Annotated in this window: 12 protein-coding genes; 6 read left to right on the forward strand and 6 right to left on the reverse strand. The window is 72.3% G+C overall.

What is annotated here, in order from left to right; all coding sequences use genetic code 11:
- Positions 1–134: 134 nt before the first annotated feature.
- The 3 genes from gcvP to AB0F15_RS07605 are packed head-to-tail and all read left to right on the forward strand — an operon-like array spanning position 135 to position 6,150.
- On the forward strand, positions 135–3,038 hold the full coding sequence (gene gcvP / locus AB0F15_RS07595; protein WP_360266723.1) for an aminomethyl-transferring glycine dehydrogenase: 2,904 nt from the start codon (positions 135–137) through the stop codon (positions 3,036–3,038).
- 5 nt (positions 3,039–3,043) lie between these two features.
- A complete protein-coding gene (locus tag AB0F15_RS07600) occupies positions 3,044–3,979 on the forward strand; it encodes an NAD-dependent epimerase/dehydratase family protein (protein ID WP_360266726.1) in 936 nt (311 codons plus the stop codon).
- Positions 3,976–6,150, forward strand: a complete 2,175-nt coding sequence (locus tag AB0F15_RS07605; protein ID WP_360266729.1) for a glycosyltransferase family 2 protein — start codon at positions 3,976–3,978, stop codon at positions 6,148–6,150. The genes AB0F15_RS07600 and AB0F15_RS07605 overlap by 4 nt, the downstream gene beginning before the upstream one ends.
- On the opposite strand, the gene AB0F15_RS07610 is transcribed toward AB0F15_RS07605, so the two are convergent.
- Positions 6,080–6,577 (reverse strand): GtrA family protein, encoded by a 498-nt coding sequence (locus tag AB0F15_RS07610; protein ID WP_360266732.1) that lies wholly within the window; start codon positions 6,575–6,577, stop codon positions 6,080–6,082. The two genes, AB0F15_RS07605 and AB0F15_RS07610, sit on opposite strands and share 71 nt — an antisense overlap.
- 189 nt (positions 6,578–6,766) lie before the next feature.
- Here AB0F15_RS07610 and AB0F15_RS07615 point away from each other — a divergent pair, with 189 nt between their 5' ends.
- A complete protein-coding gene (locus AB0F15_RS07615; RefSeq protein WP_360266735.1) occupies positions 6,767–7,921 on the forward strand; it encodes an NAD-dependent epimerase/dehydratase family protein in 1,155 nt (384 codons plus the stop codon).
- Between the two features lie 41 nt (positions 7,922–7,962).
- Here the strand turns inward: AB0F15_RS07615 and AB0F15_RS07620 are convergent, their stop codons facing one another.
- Positions 7,963–8,322, reverse strand: coding sequence for a nuclear transport factor 2 family protein (locus AB0F15_RS07620; RefSeq protein WP_360266738.1), 360 nt, complete (start codon positions 8,320–8,322; stop codon positions 7,963–7,965).
- 188 nt (positions 8,323–8,510) lie between these two features.
- On the opposite strand from AB0F15_RS07620, the gene AB0F15_RS07625 reads away from it, so the two are divergent.
- Together AB0F15_RS07625 and AB0F15_RS07630 are read left to right on the forward strand one after the other, a co-directional pair.
- Entirely contained in the window at positions 8,511–9,305 is a 795-nt protein-coding gene (locus AB0F15_RS07625) for a helix-turn-helix transcriptional regulator (RefSeq protein WP_360267132.1), read from the forward strand.
- A gap of 40 nt (positions 9,306–9,345) precedes the next feature.
- Entirely contained in the window at positions 9,346–10,125 is a 780-nt protein-coding gene (locus AB0F15_RS07630) for an aldo/keto reductase (RefSeq protein WP_360266740.1), read from the forward strand.
- Here AB0F15_RS07630 and AB0F15_RS07635 read toward each other — a convergent pair.
- The 4 genes from AB0F15_RS07635 to AB0F15_RS07650 all read right to left on the reverse strand — a co-directional run bounded on the left by AB0F15_RS07635 (position 10,122) and on the right by AB0F15_RS07650 (position 15,397).
- Positions 10,122–12,014: a hypothetical protein gene (locus AB0F15_RS07635; protein ID WP_360266743.1), complete on the reverse strand. Its 1,893-nt coding sequence runs from the start codon at positions 12,012–12,014 to the stop codon at positions 10,122–10,124. The two genes, AB0F15_RS07630 and AB0F15_RS07635, sit on opposite strands and share 4 nt — an antisense overlap.
- Before the next feature lie 100 nt (positions 12,015–12,114).
- Positions 12,115–13,023, reverse strand: coding sequence for a 3-methyladenine DNA glycosylase (locus AB0F15_RS07640; RefSeq protein ID WP_360266745.1), 909 nt, complete (start codon positions 13,021–13,023; stop codon positions 12,115–12,117).
- The gene (locus tag AB0F15_RS07645; protein WP_360266748.1) at positions 13,020–14,063 is read right to left on the reverse strand and encodes a hemolysin family protein; all 1,044 of its coding nucleotides are present in this window, start codon (positions 14,061–14,063) and stop codon (positions 13,020–13,022) included. The genes AB0F15_RS07640 and AB0F15_RS07645 overlap by 4 nt, the downstream gene beginning before the upstream one ends.
- A complete protein-coding gene (locus AB0F15_RS07650) occupies positions 14,060–15,397 on the reverse strand; it encodes a hemolysin family protein (RefSeq protein WP_360266751.1) in 1,338 nt (445 codons plus the stop codon). Before AB0F15_RS07650 ends, AB0F15_RS07645 begins: the two co-directional genes overlap by 4 nt.
- Between the last annotated feature and the right edge of the window lie 140 nt (positions 15,398–15,537).

The raw sequence follows: 15,537 nt of genomic DNA on the forward strand, positions 1-15,537 counted from the left end.
CCGACCCGGCCGACTACGCGAACACCCGCCGCCGCGGCCAGTCCCGCCCAGGGGCCCCGCCCCTGGTCCCCTTCCGAGGTTGCCTCCGCTCTAGAGTCGAGTGGGGTAGGCAGCGCCGTTCGGAGGAGGCCATCGTGGATCCGTCACTTGCCTCGCTGGAACAGGGCACCCCCTTCGCCGACCGGCACATCGGGCCTGGTCCTGCCGAACTTCGGCACATCCTCGACGTCGTCGGCGTGGCTTCTCTCGACGAGCTCTCCGAGCGTGCTGTCCCCGAGTCGCTGCGGGCCTCCGCCGGCCCGCTCGACCTGCCCCCGGCCGCCACCGAGGCCCAGGCGCTCGCGGAGCTGCGGGAACTCGCCTCGCGCAACCGCGTGACCGCTTCGATGATCGGCCTCGGCTACCACGACACCTTCACTCCGCCCGTCATCCGGCGGAACGTGCTCGAGAACCCCGCCTGGTACACCGCTTACACGCCCTACCAGCCCGAGATTTCGCAGGGACGGCTCGAGGCGCTGCTCACCTTCCAGACCGTGGTCGCCGACCTGACCGGGCTGCCCGTCGCCAACGCCTCCCTGCTCGACGAGGCCACCGCGGCCGCCGAAGCCATGACGCTCGTGCGCCGCGCCGGCCGGTCGGCCTCCTGCCGCTTCGTCGTCGACGAAGACACCCTGCCGCAGACCCTCGCCGTGCTCCGCACCCGGGCCGAGCCGCTCGGCATCGAACTCGTCGTCGAAGACCTGTCCCAAGGACTGACCGGGCTCGGGCTCGGCGGCGACTTCTTCGGCGTGCTGCTGTCCTGCCCGGGCGCCTCGGGCGCGGTGCGCGAACTCGATCTCACCATCGGCGAAGCGAAGAAGCACGGCGCGGCCGTGATCGTCGCCGCCGACCCCCTCGCCCTGACCCTGCTGCGCCCCCCGGGCGAGCTCGGCGCCGACGTCGCCGTCGGCTCGACGCAGCGGTTCGGCGTCCCGCTCGGCTTCGGCGGCCCGCACGCGGGGTACCTGGCCGTCCGCAAGGGCCTCGAGCGGCAGCTGCCCGGCCGGCTGGTCGGCGTCTCGAAGGACGCCGACGGTACACCCGCGTACCGGCTCGCCCTGCAGACGCGCGAGCAGCACATCCGCCGGGAGAAGGCGACGTCGAACATCTGCACCGCGCAGGTCCTGCCGGCGGTGCTGGCCTCGATGTACGCGGTGTACCACGGGCCCGAGGGGCTGCGTTCGATCGCGCTGCGGGCCCACCGGATGGCCACCGTGCTGGCCGCCGGCCTCGCCGAGGGCGGCGTCGACGTGGTGCACGGCGAGTTCTTCGACACGGTCGTCGCGGCGGTGCCCGGCCGGGCGGACACCGTCGTCGCAGCCGCTCGCGACCTCGGCATCTCCCTGCGCCGCATCGATGAAGACCACGTCGGCATCGCCTGCGACGAGACCACGACCCGCGAACGTCTTTCCTGTGTGTGGAAGGCCTTCGGTGTCGCGGTGTCCGATGTGGACGGTCTCGACGCGGACACCGCGGACGCGCTCCCGGCCCCGCTGCGGCGGACGAGCGGCTTCCTGGCCCACCCCGTGTTCCACGCGCACCGCTCGGAAACCGCGATGCTGCGCTACCTGCGGCAGCTGGCCGACAAGGACATCGCGCTCGACCGGAGCATGATCCCGCTGGGATCGTGCACCATGAAGCTCAACGCCACCGCGGAGATGGAGCCGCTCACCTGGCCGGAGTTCGCCGGGCTGCACCCGTTCGCGCCGGCCGAGGACGCCGCCGGGCTCCTGGAGGTGGCCGCCGACCTGAGCGCGTGGCTCGCCCGGATCACCGGCTACGATGCGGTTTCCCTCCAGCCGAACGCCGGCAGCCAGGGCGAGTTCGCGGGCCTGCTCGCCATCCGCGCCTACCACCGCTCCCGCGGCGAGCACGCGCGGGACGTCTGCCTGATCCCGGCCAGCGCGCACGGCACGAACGCGGCGAGCGCGGTGATGGCGGGCATGCGGGTGGTCGTCGTCGCCTGCGACGACGGCGGCAACATCGACCTCGCGCACCTCAAGTCCACTGTGGACTCCCACCGGGCCGACCTGGCCGCGATCATGCTCACCTACCCGTCGACGCACGGCGTCTACGAGGACACCGTCGGCGAGGTGTGCGCGGCGGTGCACGACGCGGGCGGGCAGGTGTACGTCGACGGCGCCAACCTGAACGCGCTGATCGGCGTCGCCCAGTACGGCCGGTTCGGGGCCGACGTGTCGCACCTCAACCTGCACAAGACGTTCTGCATCCCGCACGGGGGCGGCGGGCCCGGCGTCGGCCCGGTCGGGGTCCGTGCGCACCTGGCCCCGTTCCTGCCGGGCCACCCGCTGCAGCCGGCCGCCGGCCCGGCCACCGGTGTCGGCCCGGTCAGCGCCGCGCCCTGGGGCAGCGCGTCGATCCTGCCGGTTTCGTGGGCCTACATCCGGATGATGGGGGCCGCCGGCCTGCGCCGGGCGACGCTCGTCGCGGTGGCCAACGCCAACTACGTCGCCCGCCGGCTCGCCGGCCACTACCCGGTGCTGTACACCGGGCACGCCGGGCTCGTCGCGCACGAATGCATCCTCGACCTGCGGCCGCTGACGAAGGCCACCGGCGTCACGGTCGACGACGTCGCGAAGCGGCTGGTGGACTACGGGCTGCACGCGCCCACGATGTCGTTCCCCGTCGCGGGCACGCTGATGGTGGAGCCGACCGAGAGCGAAGACCTCGCCGAACTCGACCGCTTCTGCGCCGCGATGATCGCGATCCGCGGCGAAATCGACCGCGTCGCGGCGGGGGAGTGGCCCCTCGAAGACTCGCCGTTGCGGCAGGCACCGCACACCGCGCGGTGCCTCGCCGGCGACTGGGACCGGCCGTACCCCCGCGAAACGGCGGTGTTCCCCGCCGGGCCGGGCGCGGCGAAGATCTGGCCGCCGGTCCGGCGGATCGACGGCGCGGCGGGCGACCGGAACCTGGTCTGCTCCTGCCCGCCGCCGGAGGCCTTCGCGGACCGGGCACAGGAACGCGAGGTAGGTTGACGCCCATGGTGAGTGGGCACGGTCCTGATCGGACGTCCGTGGTCGTGACCGGTGGCAGCGGCTTCATCGGCCGGGCCGTCGTGCGCGCCCTCCGCGGCCGGGGTGTCCCGGTCACCGTCGTGGACCGGGTGCCGTTCCCCGAAGCGCTCGACGGAGTCCGCGTCGTCGCCGGCGACCTCCGCGAGGCGGCCGTGCGAGAGCAGGCCGTGACCGGCGAGACCGCGGGCATCGTCCACCTCGCCGCGCTGACGTCGGTGCTGAAGTCGGTCGAGCTGCCCGAGGACACCTTCGCCGACAACGTCCTGGTCACCCAGGAACTCCTGGAACTCGCGCGCCGCCACGAGGTACCGAAGTTTCTGCTCGCCTCGACCAACGCGGTGATCGGCAACGTCGGCACCGCCACCATCACCCCGGACCTGCCGCTGCGCCCGCTCACGCCGTACGGCGCCACCAAGGCGGCGTGCGAAATGCTGCTCTCGGGCTACGCCGGCGCGTACGGCATGACGACGTGTGCCTTGCGGTTCACCAACGTCTACGGCCCGGGAATGTCCCACAAGGACAGTTTCGTGCCGCGGATGATGCGGGCCGCGCTGACCGGCAGCGGGATCAAGGTCTACGGCGACGGCCGCCAGCGCCGCGACCTCGTGCACGTCGACGACGTCGTCCGCGCGGTCCTGCTGGCCCTCGACAGCGGCTATTCCGGTCGCGCGATCGTCGGTGCCGGGCGCTCGGTGTCGGTGCTCGAGATGGTCGAGACCGTGCGCGAAGTGACCGGCGCCGCGCTGCCGGTCGAGCACGTGGCGGCTCCCGCCGGGGAGATGCCCGCGGTCGTCGTCGACGTCTCGGCGAGTGCGGAAACCATCGGCTACCGGCCGGAGGTCTCGCTGACCGACGGCCTGGCCACGGCGTGGAAGTACTTCTCCGGCCTCGCGACACCGTGAGGACGTTCTTCAAGCGGCACTGGCCGCTCCTCCTGCTCCTCGTCCCGGCGATCACGCTCCGGGTGCTCACCTGGCTGGCCTACCGGCCCGCGCTGCTGTTCATCGATTCGTTCCGCTACATCGACAACCTGCACGCCCTGCGCGCGGACCAGCTCGACCCGATCGGCTACGACCTGGTCCTGCGGCCACTCCTGTCCGTCGGCGGCCTCGCCTGGGTCGCGGCGGTGCAGCACGTCGGCGGGGTGCTCATCGCGATCGGTGTCTACGGGCTGGTGCTGCGCCTCGGCGGCCGCCCGTGGGTCGGGGCACTCGCCGCGGCGCCGATGCTGCTCGACGCCTACCAGCTCCAGATCGAGCAGAACATCATGTCCGAGGTGACGTTCGAGGCCGTGCTCCTCGGCCTCCTCTGGCTGCTGCTCGGCTGGGGCACCCCCGGCTGGAAGCGTGCCGGCGCCGCGGGCCTGCTGCTCGGCTTCGGCGTGCTGACAAGGCTGATCGGGATTTCCCTGGCCGGGCCCCTGCTGGTCTTCCTGGTCGTGGCCGGGGGCGCGTGGCGGCAGTGGGCGGGCTGGCGCCGGGCCGGCGTCGGACTCCTGGGCCTGCTCGCCGTCCTGGTGCCGTACTCGGCGCGCGTCCACGCGGAAACCGGGAAGTGGGGCCTGAGCGGACCTTCGGGGAACATGCTCTACGGCCGCACCGCCGCCGTCGCCGACTGCGCGAACCTCCACCTCACCCCGGAACTGCAGGTGTTCTGCCCGGCCGAGCCGCGCGAGACCCGGCTCGTCGACAACTACACCCACGCCGACCTCGACCCGAACTGGCCCGGGCCGCTGCCCCCGGGCGCGGACAAGGCCGCGCTGGCCCACGAGTTCGCGATCGACGTCCTGAAGGAGCAGCCCGGCGACGTCGCCGAAGCGATCCTGGACGACTTCGCCAAGAGCTTCGCCTGGACGCGCGAGCAGGACCCGACCGACGTCCCCCTGGACCGGTGGCAGTTCCAGCCGAGCTACCGGCCGTGGGCCGACCAGTCCCTGATCGACCTGGTCACGCTGCAGAACGACGGCGTCGTCGCGAGCGTCGACGAGCGGCTGGCCTGGATCCTCATCGACTACCAGCTCGGCGGCGGGTACGTCTCGGGCGGAGTGCTCGGCGTCGGCGCGCTGCTGGGCCTGCTGACGATCTTCCGGCGCAAGAAGCCGCTGGACCGGGCGCAGGCGGGAGCGCTGCTGGCGGCGTCGAGCGGGCTCGTGCTGCTGTTCGCCTCGGCGGTGTTCCAGTTCTCGTGGCGCTACCAGCTCCCGGCGCTCGTGCTGTTGCCGGTCGCCGGGGCGCTCGGCTTCACGACGCTGACGTCGGCGAGCCGGAAGCGGCTTGCCGCCTTCCCCGACGACGTCGACTCCGAGGCCCTCGACGACTTCCGCGGCCGGCACCCGGAGGTGAAGCCGGCCCCGCTGATCGTCGTCATCGCCGCCTACAACGAAGCCGGCGGGATCGGCGAGGTGCTGGAGAAGATGCCGGCCGAGTGCCTCGGCATGCCGGTGGCCGTCCTCGTCGTCGTCGACGGCGGCACCGACGACACGGCCGCGATCGCGCAGGCGCACGGTGCGTACGTCTGCGTCGCGCCGCGCAACCGCGGCCAGGGCGCCGCGCTGCGGCTGGGCTACCACCTCGCGGCCGCGTCCGGCGCCGAGTACGTCGTCACGACCGACGCCGACGGCCAATACGACAACAGCGAGCTCGAAGCCCTCGTGCGCCCGGTCGTCGACGGCACCGCCGACTTCGTCACGGGGTCCCGCCGGCTCGGGCACGAGGAAGCCGACAGCCGCGTCCGGTGGCTCGGCGTGCGGGTGTTCGCGGTGCTGGCGTCCGTGCTGACCGGGCGGCGGATCACCGACACGTCGTTCGGCTTCCGCGCGATGCGGGCGGAGCTGGCGTGCTCGGTCCCGCTCAACGAGCCGCAGTACCAGTCTTCGGAGCTGCTGCTGGGCGTCACCGCGCGCGGCGCCCGGGTCACCGAGCTGCCGATGAGCATGCGGCTGCGCAAGGCGGGCAAGAGCAAGAAGGGCGGCAGCCTCGTCTACGGCGCCAACTACGCCCGGGTCATGACCGGGACGTGGTGGCGGGGGTACGTGCTGCGCCGCGGCCGAACACGAGCCGGTCGAGCAGGGTGAACTTGACGACGAACACCAGCGCGTAGCTGGCGATGTACGCGCCGTCGACGAGCACGACCCACCAGAGGTGCGGCAGGTCCAGGGGCGCCAGCAGCGAGCCCGCGAGGGTCGTCAGGCCGATCGACGCCAGCCCGCCCAGCCCGATGACGCCGAGGTAGGGCAGCAGTTCGCCCCGCACGCGCGGCCGCCCGGTGCGGCCCCACACCCAGCGCCGGGTGACCGCGAAGTTCAGCACCGCGCCGGCTGCCCAGGCCAGCGTGCTCGCCAGCGCCGGGACCCCACCGGCGGCGAGGACGGCCAGCAGCACGACCTGGCTGACCGCCGTGGCCGCGACCGAAGTGGTCGCGGCGCGCGCCAGCCGGGCCCAGCCGCGACGGCGGGTCTTCTCCGCCGTGCGGGGCCGCACGCCGTTGGTTACGGTCGTCATGCCCCCATCTTCCCCGCGGGCCGGCCGCCGCGCCGTCCGGCCCCCTCACGCATAGGAGATTCACAGCTCATTGCCAGGCCCTCATCAGCACGTGATCTATAGCGTTCGGGGTCCGGGTGGCGGAGCAAGCTTCTGCTTCTTCGGGGGGTCGGCATGCTTGTGGCGTAAACGAACAGGAAAGGCGGCACAATGCGTGTGCTGGTTCTCGGCGGTGACGGATATCTGGGCTGGCCGACCGCCCTGCACTTATCGGACAAAGGCCACGAGGTGGCCGTCGTCGACAATTTCGCGCGGCGCGGGTACGACGCCGAGCTCGGTGTCGAGAGCCTGGTCCCGATCGAATCCCTCGCCGACCGCATCACCACCTGGCAGGAGGTCTCCGGCCGGACGATCACCGGCTACGAAGGCGACCTGCTGGACGCGGAGTTCCTGTTCGGGGCGGTGCGCGACTTCGCGCCCGACGCCGTCGTCCACTACGCCGAGCAGCGCTCGGCGCCCTATTCCATGATCGACCGCGAACACGCGGTGTACACCCAGCACAACAATGTGGTCGGCACGCTCAACCTGCTCTACGCGATCGCGGAGATCAATCCGGCGATCCACCTGGTCAAACTGGGTACGATGGGCGAATACGGCACGCCGAACATCGACATCGAGGAAGGCTGGCTGGAGCTCGAGCACAACGGGCGCAAGGACCGGGTCCTGTTCCCGAAGCGGCCGGGTTCCTTTTACCACCTGACCAAGGTCCACGATTCGCACAACATCGAATTCACCTGCCGCGCATGGGGACTGCGGGCGACGGACCTGAACCAGGGCATCGTCTACGGCCAGCAGACGCCGCAGACCGCGCTGGATCCGCGCCTGGCGACCCGCTTCGACTACGACGCGGTGTTCGGCACGGTGCTCAACCGGTTCGTCATCCAGGCCGTGCTGGGCCAGCCGCTGACGGTGTACGGCAAGGGCACGCAGACCCGGGGCCTGATCGACATCCGCGACACCGTGGAGTGCATCCGCCTCGCCGTCGAGCACCCGGCCGAGCCGGGGGAGTTCCGCGTGTTCAACCAGATGACCGAGAGCATGTCGGTGGCGGGCATCGCCGACCTCGTGGCCGACCGGTTCCCCGGCCCGGTGCAGATCGAGCAGCTGGAGAACCCGCGCACCGAGGCGCCGGAGCACTACTACAACGTGCAGCACACCGGGCTGGTCGGGCTCGGCCTCCAGCCGCACCTGCTTTCGGACACGCTGATCGAGTCGATGTTCGACATCGTCGGCGCCAACAAGCACCGGGTGAACCCGGAGAAGCTGCGCCCGACCGTCCGCTGGCGCGGCGCGCTCAAGGCCTAGCCGGGCGTGCGGGCTCCCGCTGTCCGGGAGCCCGCACGGTGTCAGCCGGGCAGCTTGTCGAGAAAGCCGTGCACCTTGGCGATCTTCCCGTCCTCGAGTTCGACGACGTCGAAGCCGATGGCGACCGGCTCGGCCCCCGGAGTGCCGAGGTACCACTGGAACCGCGCGAGCTCGTGGTGGGCGTCCGGCTCGGCGGGCAGGCTGAAGGCGAGCCCGGCGAACTGCTGCTGCGCCCCGGCGACGAACTGGTCGATCCCGTCGTGGCCGCTGACGGCGCCGAGGGGATCGGTGTAGCCGGCGCCGGCGGTGAAGACGTCGGCGATGAGAGCACGGCGCTTGTCGGCGTCGGTCTCGTTCCAGACGGCGATGTACTGCTCGACGACGGTACGGACGTCGGTCATGGAGGATCCTTTCGTTGGGGGACAACGGTTTGCCGTCCCGGCGCTGGAACCCACTCTGGCGGCGCGGCGGCGGCGCGTCGATTACGCGGGAGGTAATGGCGCAGCGGCGGCGGAAGCGGCCGCGGGCATTACCCCCGAAGTAATGGCAGCCACCCGGTGATCGCCGTAGCGTCGCTCGCGTGACGACCATGGTGCAAGCGCGGCAGCGGCCCGTCGGCGAGCTGCTGCGGGAATGGCGCGACCGGCGCCGGATCAGCCAGCTCGACCTGGCGATCTCGGCGGACATCTCCACCCGCCACCTGAGCTTCGTGGAAACCGGCCGCTCCAAGCCGAGCCGGGACATGGTGCTGCGCCTCGGCGAGCACCTCGACGTCCCGCTGCGGGAACGCAACCGGCTGCTGCTCGCCGCCGGGTACGCGCCCGCCTACGCCGAGAACGCGCTGGGGGCCCCGGAGATGGACGCCGTCCGCGGGGCCGTCCGGCAGTTGCTGACGAGCCACGAGCCGTACCCGGCCGCCGTCGTCGACCGGAACTGGAACCTCGTCGACGCCAACGCCGGCGTCGGGCTGTTCGTCGACGGCATCGCGCCCGAGCTGACCACCAACGTGCTGCGGGCGACCCTGCACCCCGACGGCATGGCACCGCACATCCTCAACCTGGGGGAGTGGCGCGCCCACCTGCTCGGCCGGCTGCGGCGCCAGGTGGGCCAGACCGCGGACGCCGGGCTCGCGCAGCTCCTCGAAGAACTGCGCGGGTACCCGTGCGACCAGCCGGTGCCCGAGGTGGAGGTCCCCGGACCGGGTGACATCTTCGTGCCGTTGAAGTTCCGCCACGAGGGCACCGACCTGACGTTCTTCAGCACGGTCGCCACGTTCGGGACCCCGCTGGACGTCACCGTGGCCGAGCTGGTGATCGAGTCGTTCTTCCCGGCCGACCCGGCGACGGCGGCTTGTCTGCGCGAGCGGGCCGCCCGGGTGGGATGATGGGGTTCCGCGCAGCATCCGAAGTGAGGATCACCGGTTGATGGCCGTCCCGCCTTCACTCGCCTTGTCCGACGGAGTCCACGTCCCCCAGCTGCTGTTCGGCGTCGCGGGCCTGTCCGCGGCCGAAACCGGCCGGGCCGTCCGCATCGCCCTCGACACCGGCTACCGCGGTGTCGACACCGCACCGGGAGCCGAGACGGCGGTCGGTGCGGTCCTGTCCGCCGCCGAAGTACCGCGCGAAGAGTTGTTCGTCAGCGTGCACGTGCCCGCACAGGGCTACGACACCGCCCGCCGGGCCGCCGACCGGGCGCTGGAGGCGCTTCAGCTCGAGCGGGCCGACCTGTGCCTGCTGGACGGCACGAACGGCGCGTTCACCGACACCTGGCGGGCGCTGAGCCGGCTGCGCGCCGACGGCCGGGTCCGCGCGATCGGCGTGGCCGGGTTCGGCGTCTCCGAGCTGCGCCGGCTGATCGACGCGACCGGTTCGGTGCCCGCGGTCCACCTGGTCGAGCTGCACCCGTGGCTGCAGCAGCTCCCGCTGCGCGAGTTCCACACGCAGCGCGGCATAGTGACGGCTGCGGCCAGCCCGGCCGCGAACGCCGCGCTGCTGTCCGACGAGACGGTCACCGCGCTCGCCGCGAAGTACGGCAAGACACCGGCGCAGATCGTGCTCCGGTGGCACCTGCAGAACGACACGATCGCCGTGGCGGCCTCGGCCACCACCACCCGGATCCGCGAGAACTTCGGGATCTTCGACTTCGAGCTGGCCGATGACGACCTCGCCGTGGTGGCCGAGCTCGACAACGGCTCGCGCGTCTAGGCGGGCTTGATGCCCGCCGCGGTGAAGTCGGCCTGCTGGGCGGGCTGCTCCAGGTACTCGCGGAACGTCTGGGCGGCGCGCAGCACGGTGTCGTCGATGTTCGGGCCGGCGAGCCCGATGAACGGGTAGTCCGCCGAGCGGGCGTTCGCCACCGACTGGGCGGGCGAGCCGATCATCTCGGGCTTCTTGGTGGTGAGCTCGCTGACCCAGTACGACGATTCGGGCAGCCAGGCGGCGGGGAGCCCGCCGATGGAGTCCAGGTTGGTCCGGCCGACCAGCGCGTCGAGCACCTGCGCCGAAGCCTTGGCCTCGATCGCGACGTGCACGCACTGGCCGTGGACGACGGTGGCAGCCTGGTTCCACCGCTCGGCCGCGGCGGTGAGCGGCTTCTGCGCGCTCGGGGTGACGATGATCCGCATGTTCGAGGTGCCGCCGTCGCAGCTCGCGGCCTGCGCTTCGGCGCGGCTGTTGAGCTCGTTGTCGGCCCAGTTCCACCCCACGACGCCGAGCCCGATGAGGACGGCGAGGACGAGGCAGGCGATCGGCCACGTCGCGATCCGGCGGCGCGGAGCCTTCTTGCCGACGATGCGGTGCGAGCCGGTGACATCGCCCTTGCCGACGACCCGGTGCGAACCGGTGGCGTCGCTGCGGGCCGCCCGCTGCGGCCCGGTGTTCTCGTCCCGGGCGGTGCGGTGGGGCCCGGTGTTCTCGACGCGTTCGGTGCTCTCCCCGCGGCCCGCGGCCCGGGACGTGCCGGTGTCGTCGCTCCGGTCGAGGGTGCGGAAGGTCCCGGACGCCTCGTCCGGGGCGTCGGCGAGGTCGTCCGGCCGGGTGATCACCTCGGTCCGCTCGGCGGCGGATTCCGGGTGGCGAACGGCGGGGGCTTCGCCGCGGCGGGCGGGGTGGGTGCCGGTGTTCCGGCCGCCCTTGCGGCGGGAGCGGCCGGCGGGTTCGACGGGGTAGGCGGCGGTTGCTTCGGCGGGGTCGGCGTACGAGCCGGGGGCTTCGCCTCGGCGGGTGGGTTCGGCGTGGCCGGGGGCGGGGTGGCCGAAGGCGGGCTGGGTGCCGGGCGCCTCGATGCGGTCGCCGGCCGGGTGGGTGCCCGGGGCTTCGCCTCGACGGGAGGCGCGGGCGGGTTCGGCGTGGCCGGCGGCCGGCTGGGTGCCGGGCACTTCGAGGCGATCGGCGGCCGGGTGGGCGCCGGTGGTGGTCTTGCCCCCCTTGCGGCGGGAGCGGCCGGCGGGTTCGACGGGGTACGCGGCGGTTGTTTCCGAGCGGCCGGCGTCCGAGCCGGGGGCTTCGCCGGGGCGGGAGCCGCGGGCGGGTTCGGCCGACGAGCCGGGCGCTTCACCACGGCGGGAGCCGCGGGTGGGTTCGGCGGGGTGGAAGCCGGGGGCTTCGGTGCGGTTCGGGGCCGGGCGGGGGCCGGCGGACTTGCCGCCCTTGCGGCGGGCGCGGCCGGGTGCTTCGGCGCTGCCCGCGGCGGCGTAGGCGCCGGGCACTTCGATGCGGCTCGCGGCCGGGTACGGCCCGGAGGCGGGGATCGGGCGAGCGTCAGTGGCGCGCTCCGCGACCGGATAGGATCCCGAAGCCTCGCCGCGCCGGACGGCGGGCTGTGCGCCGCTGTGCTCGGGCGGGAATCCCGGCGGGAACCCGGGCGCCTCGGCTCCTTCCGTGAAGAAGGCCGAGGCGGATGACTCGCGGGAGGCACCGGCGGCGCGGCCCGCGATGCCGAAGGCGTCGGAGATGGAGCTGCGGCCCGGGGTGCGGAAGGCGCCGGAAGCCTCGCTGCGGCCCTCGGCCGGGGACGGGCGGCCCTCGGCGGGCACACGCGGCGTGCGGTCCTGAGGGTGCGGCACCGGCTCCTCGTCCCGGTAGTGTCGCCCCATCGGTCATCCTTTCGGGGTGAGCGCATGTCAAGCACGCGCTGCTATGCAATCAAACCGTTATCACCCTAACAGGTGAGTATCGGAGAGAGAATAATCTGACTCACAGTTGCCTGTGTTCAGGGTGGGCTGCGCTGACCAGGCGATGGCACTGCGCAATCAGGCGATGACGCAACGGCGCCGCCCGCCGGGCGAATTCGCTTTGGGCCCGGGCGTATTCGGCCCTTCCCGCAGCGGTTTCGATCCGCACCGGCGGATAACCGAATCCGGCCAGGTCGTACGGGCTTGCCCGCATGTCGAGCGTCCGGATCTCGACCGCCAGCTCGAAACAGTCCGCCACGAGCTCCGCGGGCACGAACGGGTCGAGTTTGTACGCCCACTTGAACAGGTCCATGTTCGCGTGCAGGCACCCCGGCTGCTCGAAGGAGACCTGCGTCTCCCTCGACGGCGTCAGCTCGTTGCGCGGCCGCGCGGGCGCCGTGAAGAAGCGGAACGCGTCGAAGTGCCCGCACCGGATGTCCAGTGACTCCACGACCGCGTCGGTGCCCGCCGAGCCCAGCCGCAGCGGCACCTGGTCGTGCCGCACCGAATCCGCGGGCTCGCGGTAGACCATCGCCCACTCGTGCAGCCCGAAGCAGCTGAGCCGGGGCGCGCGCGACGCCGTCGCCGTCAGCAAGCCGAGGACGAACTCGGCCGTCCGGGCCTTGCCCGCGCCGAAGGCCGCCGGATCGAGGGTGACGCCGTCGGGGGTCGACACGTAGCCCTTGCGGTCCAGGAAGCGTCGCGCCGCGGGGCCGTCGAGCGCGACGCCGGGTCCGGGCTGCCACCGCTCGAGGTGCGACGGCCGGTGCGAGTAGTAGGTGAACAGGAAGTCCAGCACCGGGTGCTTCTCGCCCCGCGCCCGCCGCTCCTGGTGCGGGCCGGTCCACCGCCGCATCCGCGAGATGTGAGCCGCCTCGCGGGCCAGCCAGTCCGCTTCGGCGAGCACTTCGGCACCGGTGACGCCGGTCATGCGCCGACGTGGGTGCCGTCGCGCACCGTGCCCACGTACTCCTCGACGAGGTCTTCCAGCGCGACGACGCCGACGGCGTTCCCGCTCGCGTCGAGCGCCCGCGCGAGGTGGCTGCGTTCCTTGCGCATGGCCGAAAGCGCGACGTCGAGCCGTGCGTCGGCGCGCAGCTCGGTGAGCGCCCGCGTCTTCGCGGCGGGCACGATCGCCGCCGGGTCGTGGCCCGCCAGGTCGAGGATGTCCTTGACGTGGATGTAGCCGGTCAGGCGCCCGTCGTCGGTGCACACCGGGAACCGCGAGAACCCGGTGGAGGAGACGGCCTTTTCGACCTCGCCGACGGTCGGCGAGCAGGGCAGCGTCGTCAGCTCGGCGGTCGGCACGAGCACGTCCGCGACCGTCTTCTGCACCGACGAGAGCGTCTGGGCGAGCCGCTGGTGCTCGGACTGGTCGAGCAGGCCTTCCCGCCGCGACTCGCTGAGCAGCTCGGCCAGCTCGTCGGACGTGTAGGCCGTCTCCAGTTCGTCCTTCGGCTCGACGCGGACCGCGCGCAGCAGCGAGTTCGCCACGAAGTTCAGCAGCCAGATGAACGGGTTGGCCACCTTCACCCACGCGACGTGCGCCGGCACCAGCCACAGGGCGAGCCGCTCGGGCTCGGCGATGGCGAGGTTCTTCGGCACCATCTCGCCGATCAGCACGTGCGCCACGGTGATGAACGCCAGCGCGATGGCGAACGAGATCGGGTGCAGCAGGGCCTCGGGCAGGCCCAGCAGGTCGAAGGCGGCCGACAGCCGGTGCGCGATGGCGGGCTCGCCGAGGCGGCCGAGCAGCAGCGAGCAGATGGTGATGCCCAGCTGCGCGCCGGCGAGCATCAGCGACACGTGCTTGCTCGCGTTGATGACGATCTTCGCGCGCGTCTTGCCCTGCTCCAGCAGCGCCTCGAGCCTGTCGCGCCGCGAGGAGATCAGCGTGAACTCCGCGCCGACGAAGAAGGCGTTGGCCAGTAGCAGGACCACTACCAGGGCGATGTTCAGCCAGTCGCTCACGGGGCCACCTCCGCTTCCGGAGCCGTGCGGACCGGGGCGACTTCGACCTCGGCGATGCGGTGTTTGTCCATCGTCGTCACGGTCAGCAGCCAGCCGTCGACCTCGGTGGCGTCCCCTTCGGCGGGGATCTTGCCCAGCCGCTCGAGGATCAGCCCGGCGATGGTCTCGTAGTCGCCGTCCGGCATCCGGAACCCGGTGACGCCGGTGACCTCGTCGGCGCGCAGCTGCCCGGACACCAGCCAGCTGTCCGCACCGACCTGCTGCGACGCCGGCGCCTCGCGCTCGTCGTGCTCGTCGCGGACGTCGCCGATGATCTCCTCGACGACGTCCTCCAGGGTCACCAGCCCGGCCGTGCCGCCGTACTCGTCGACGACGATGGCCAGCTGGAAGCGCGAGTCGCGCAGGCGCAGCAGCAGGTCGTCGCCGGGCAGGGACTCCGGCACGGTCGGCACCGGCCGCATGACCGAGCCGATCGGCACGGCGGCCCGGTCGGCGGCGGGCACGGCGAAGGCCTGCTTGACGTGCACGGCGCCGCGGACGTCGTCGAGGTCCTCGGCGTGCACCGGAAAGCGCGAGAACCCGGTGCGCAGCGAGATCTCGATGAGGTCTTCCACGGTGTCGTCGACGGCCAGGGCTTCGAGCTGCACGCGCGGGGTCATCAGCTCTTCGGCGGTGCGCTCGCCGAACCGCAGCGAACGGTCCAGCAGTTCGGCGGTGGACGTGTCGAGCGTGCCGCTCTCCGCGCTGGACCGCACGATCGAGCCGAGTTCCTGCGGCGAGCGGGCGGACCGCAGCTCTTCCTGCGGCTCGACGCCGAACTTGCGCACGAGGAAGTTCGCGCTGTTGTTCATCAGGGTGATGAGCCAGCGGAACAGGGCCGAGAACCGCGAGTGGTAGCCGGTGACCGCGCGGGCGGTCGGCAGGGGCCGGGCGATCGCCAGGTTCTTCGGCACCATCTCGCCGAGGATCATCGACAGCGAGGTGGCGATGACCAGGGCGAGCACGATCGACGCGCCCGCGGCGAACCCGGCGGGCAGGCCGACCGCCGTCAGCAGCGGCCGGACGAGCTCCCCGATCAGCGGCTCGGCCAGGTACCCGGTGACCAGCGTGGTCAGGGTGATCGCCACCTGGGCGCCGGAGAGCTGGAAGGACAGCGTCCGGTGGGCCTTCTGGACGGCCAGCGCGCGGCGGTCGCCGACCTGGCGGACGTTGGCCTCGACCGTGCTGCGTTCGAGCGCGGTCAGCGAGAACTCGGCCGCGACGGCGAGCCCGGTGCCGACCGTCAGCAGCACGAAGAGGAGGACGCCGAGCACGGCGAAGACGATCTGGGTCATTCCGCACCCGCCTCGGCGGCGGGGGGTGGACCTATCGGACAGCCGGGTCGGTCACCCGGCCCGGTACTGTCACCGGGTGACTGCGCTGCGCGCACGAAACGGTCACTCCTAGCAGAAATCGGCGTGTACTGCGGATATGC

The organism is Amycolatopsis sp. NPDC026612 (assembly GCF_040638285.1).
Lineage (GTDB): Bacteria > Actinomycetota > Actinomycetes > Mycobacteriales > Pseudonocardiaceae > Amycolatopsis.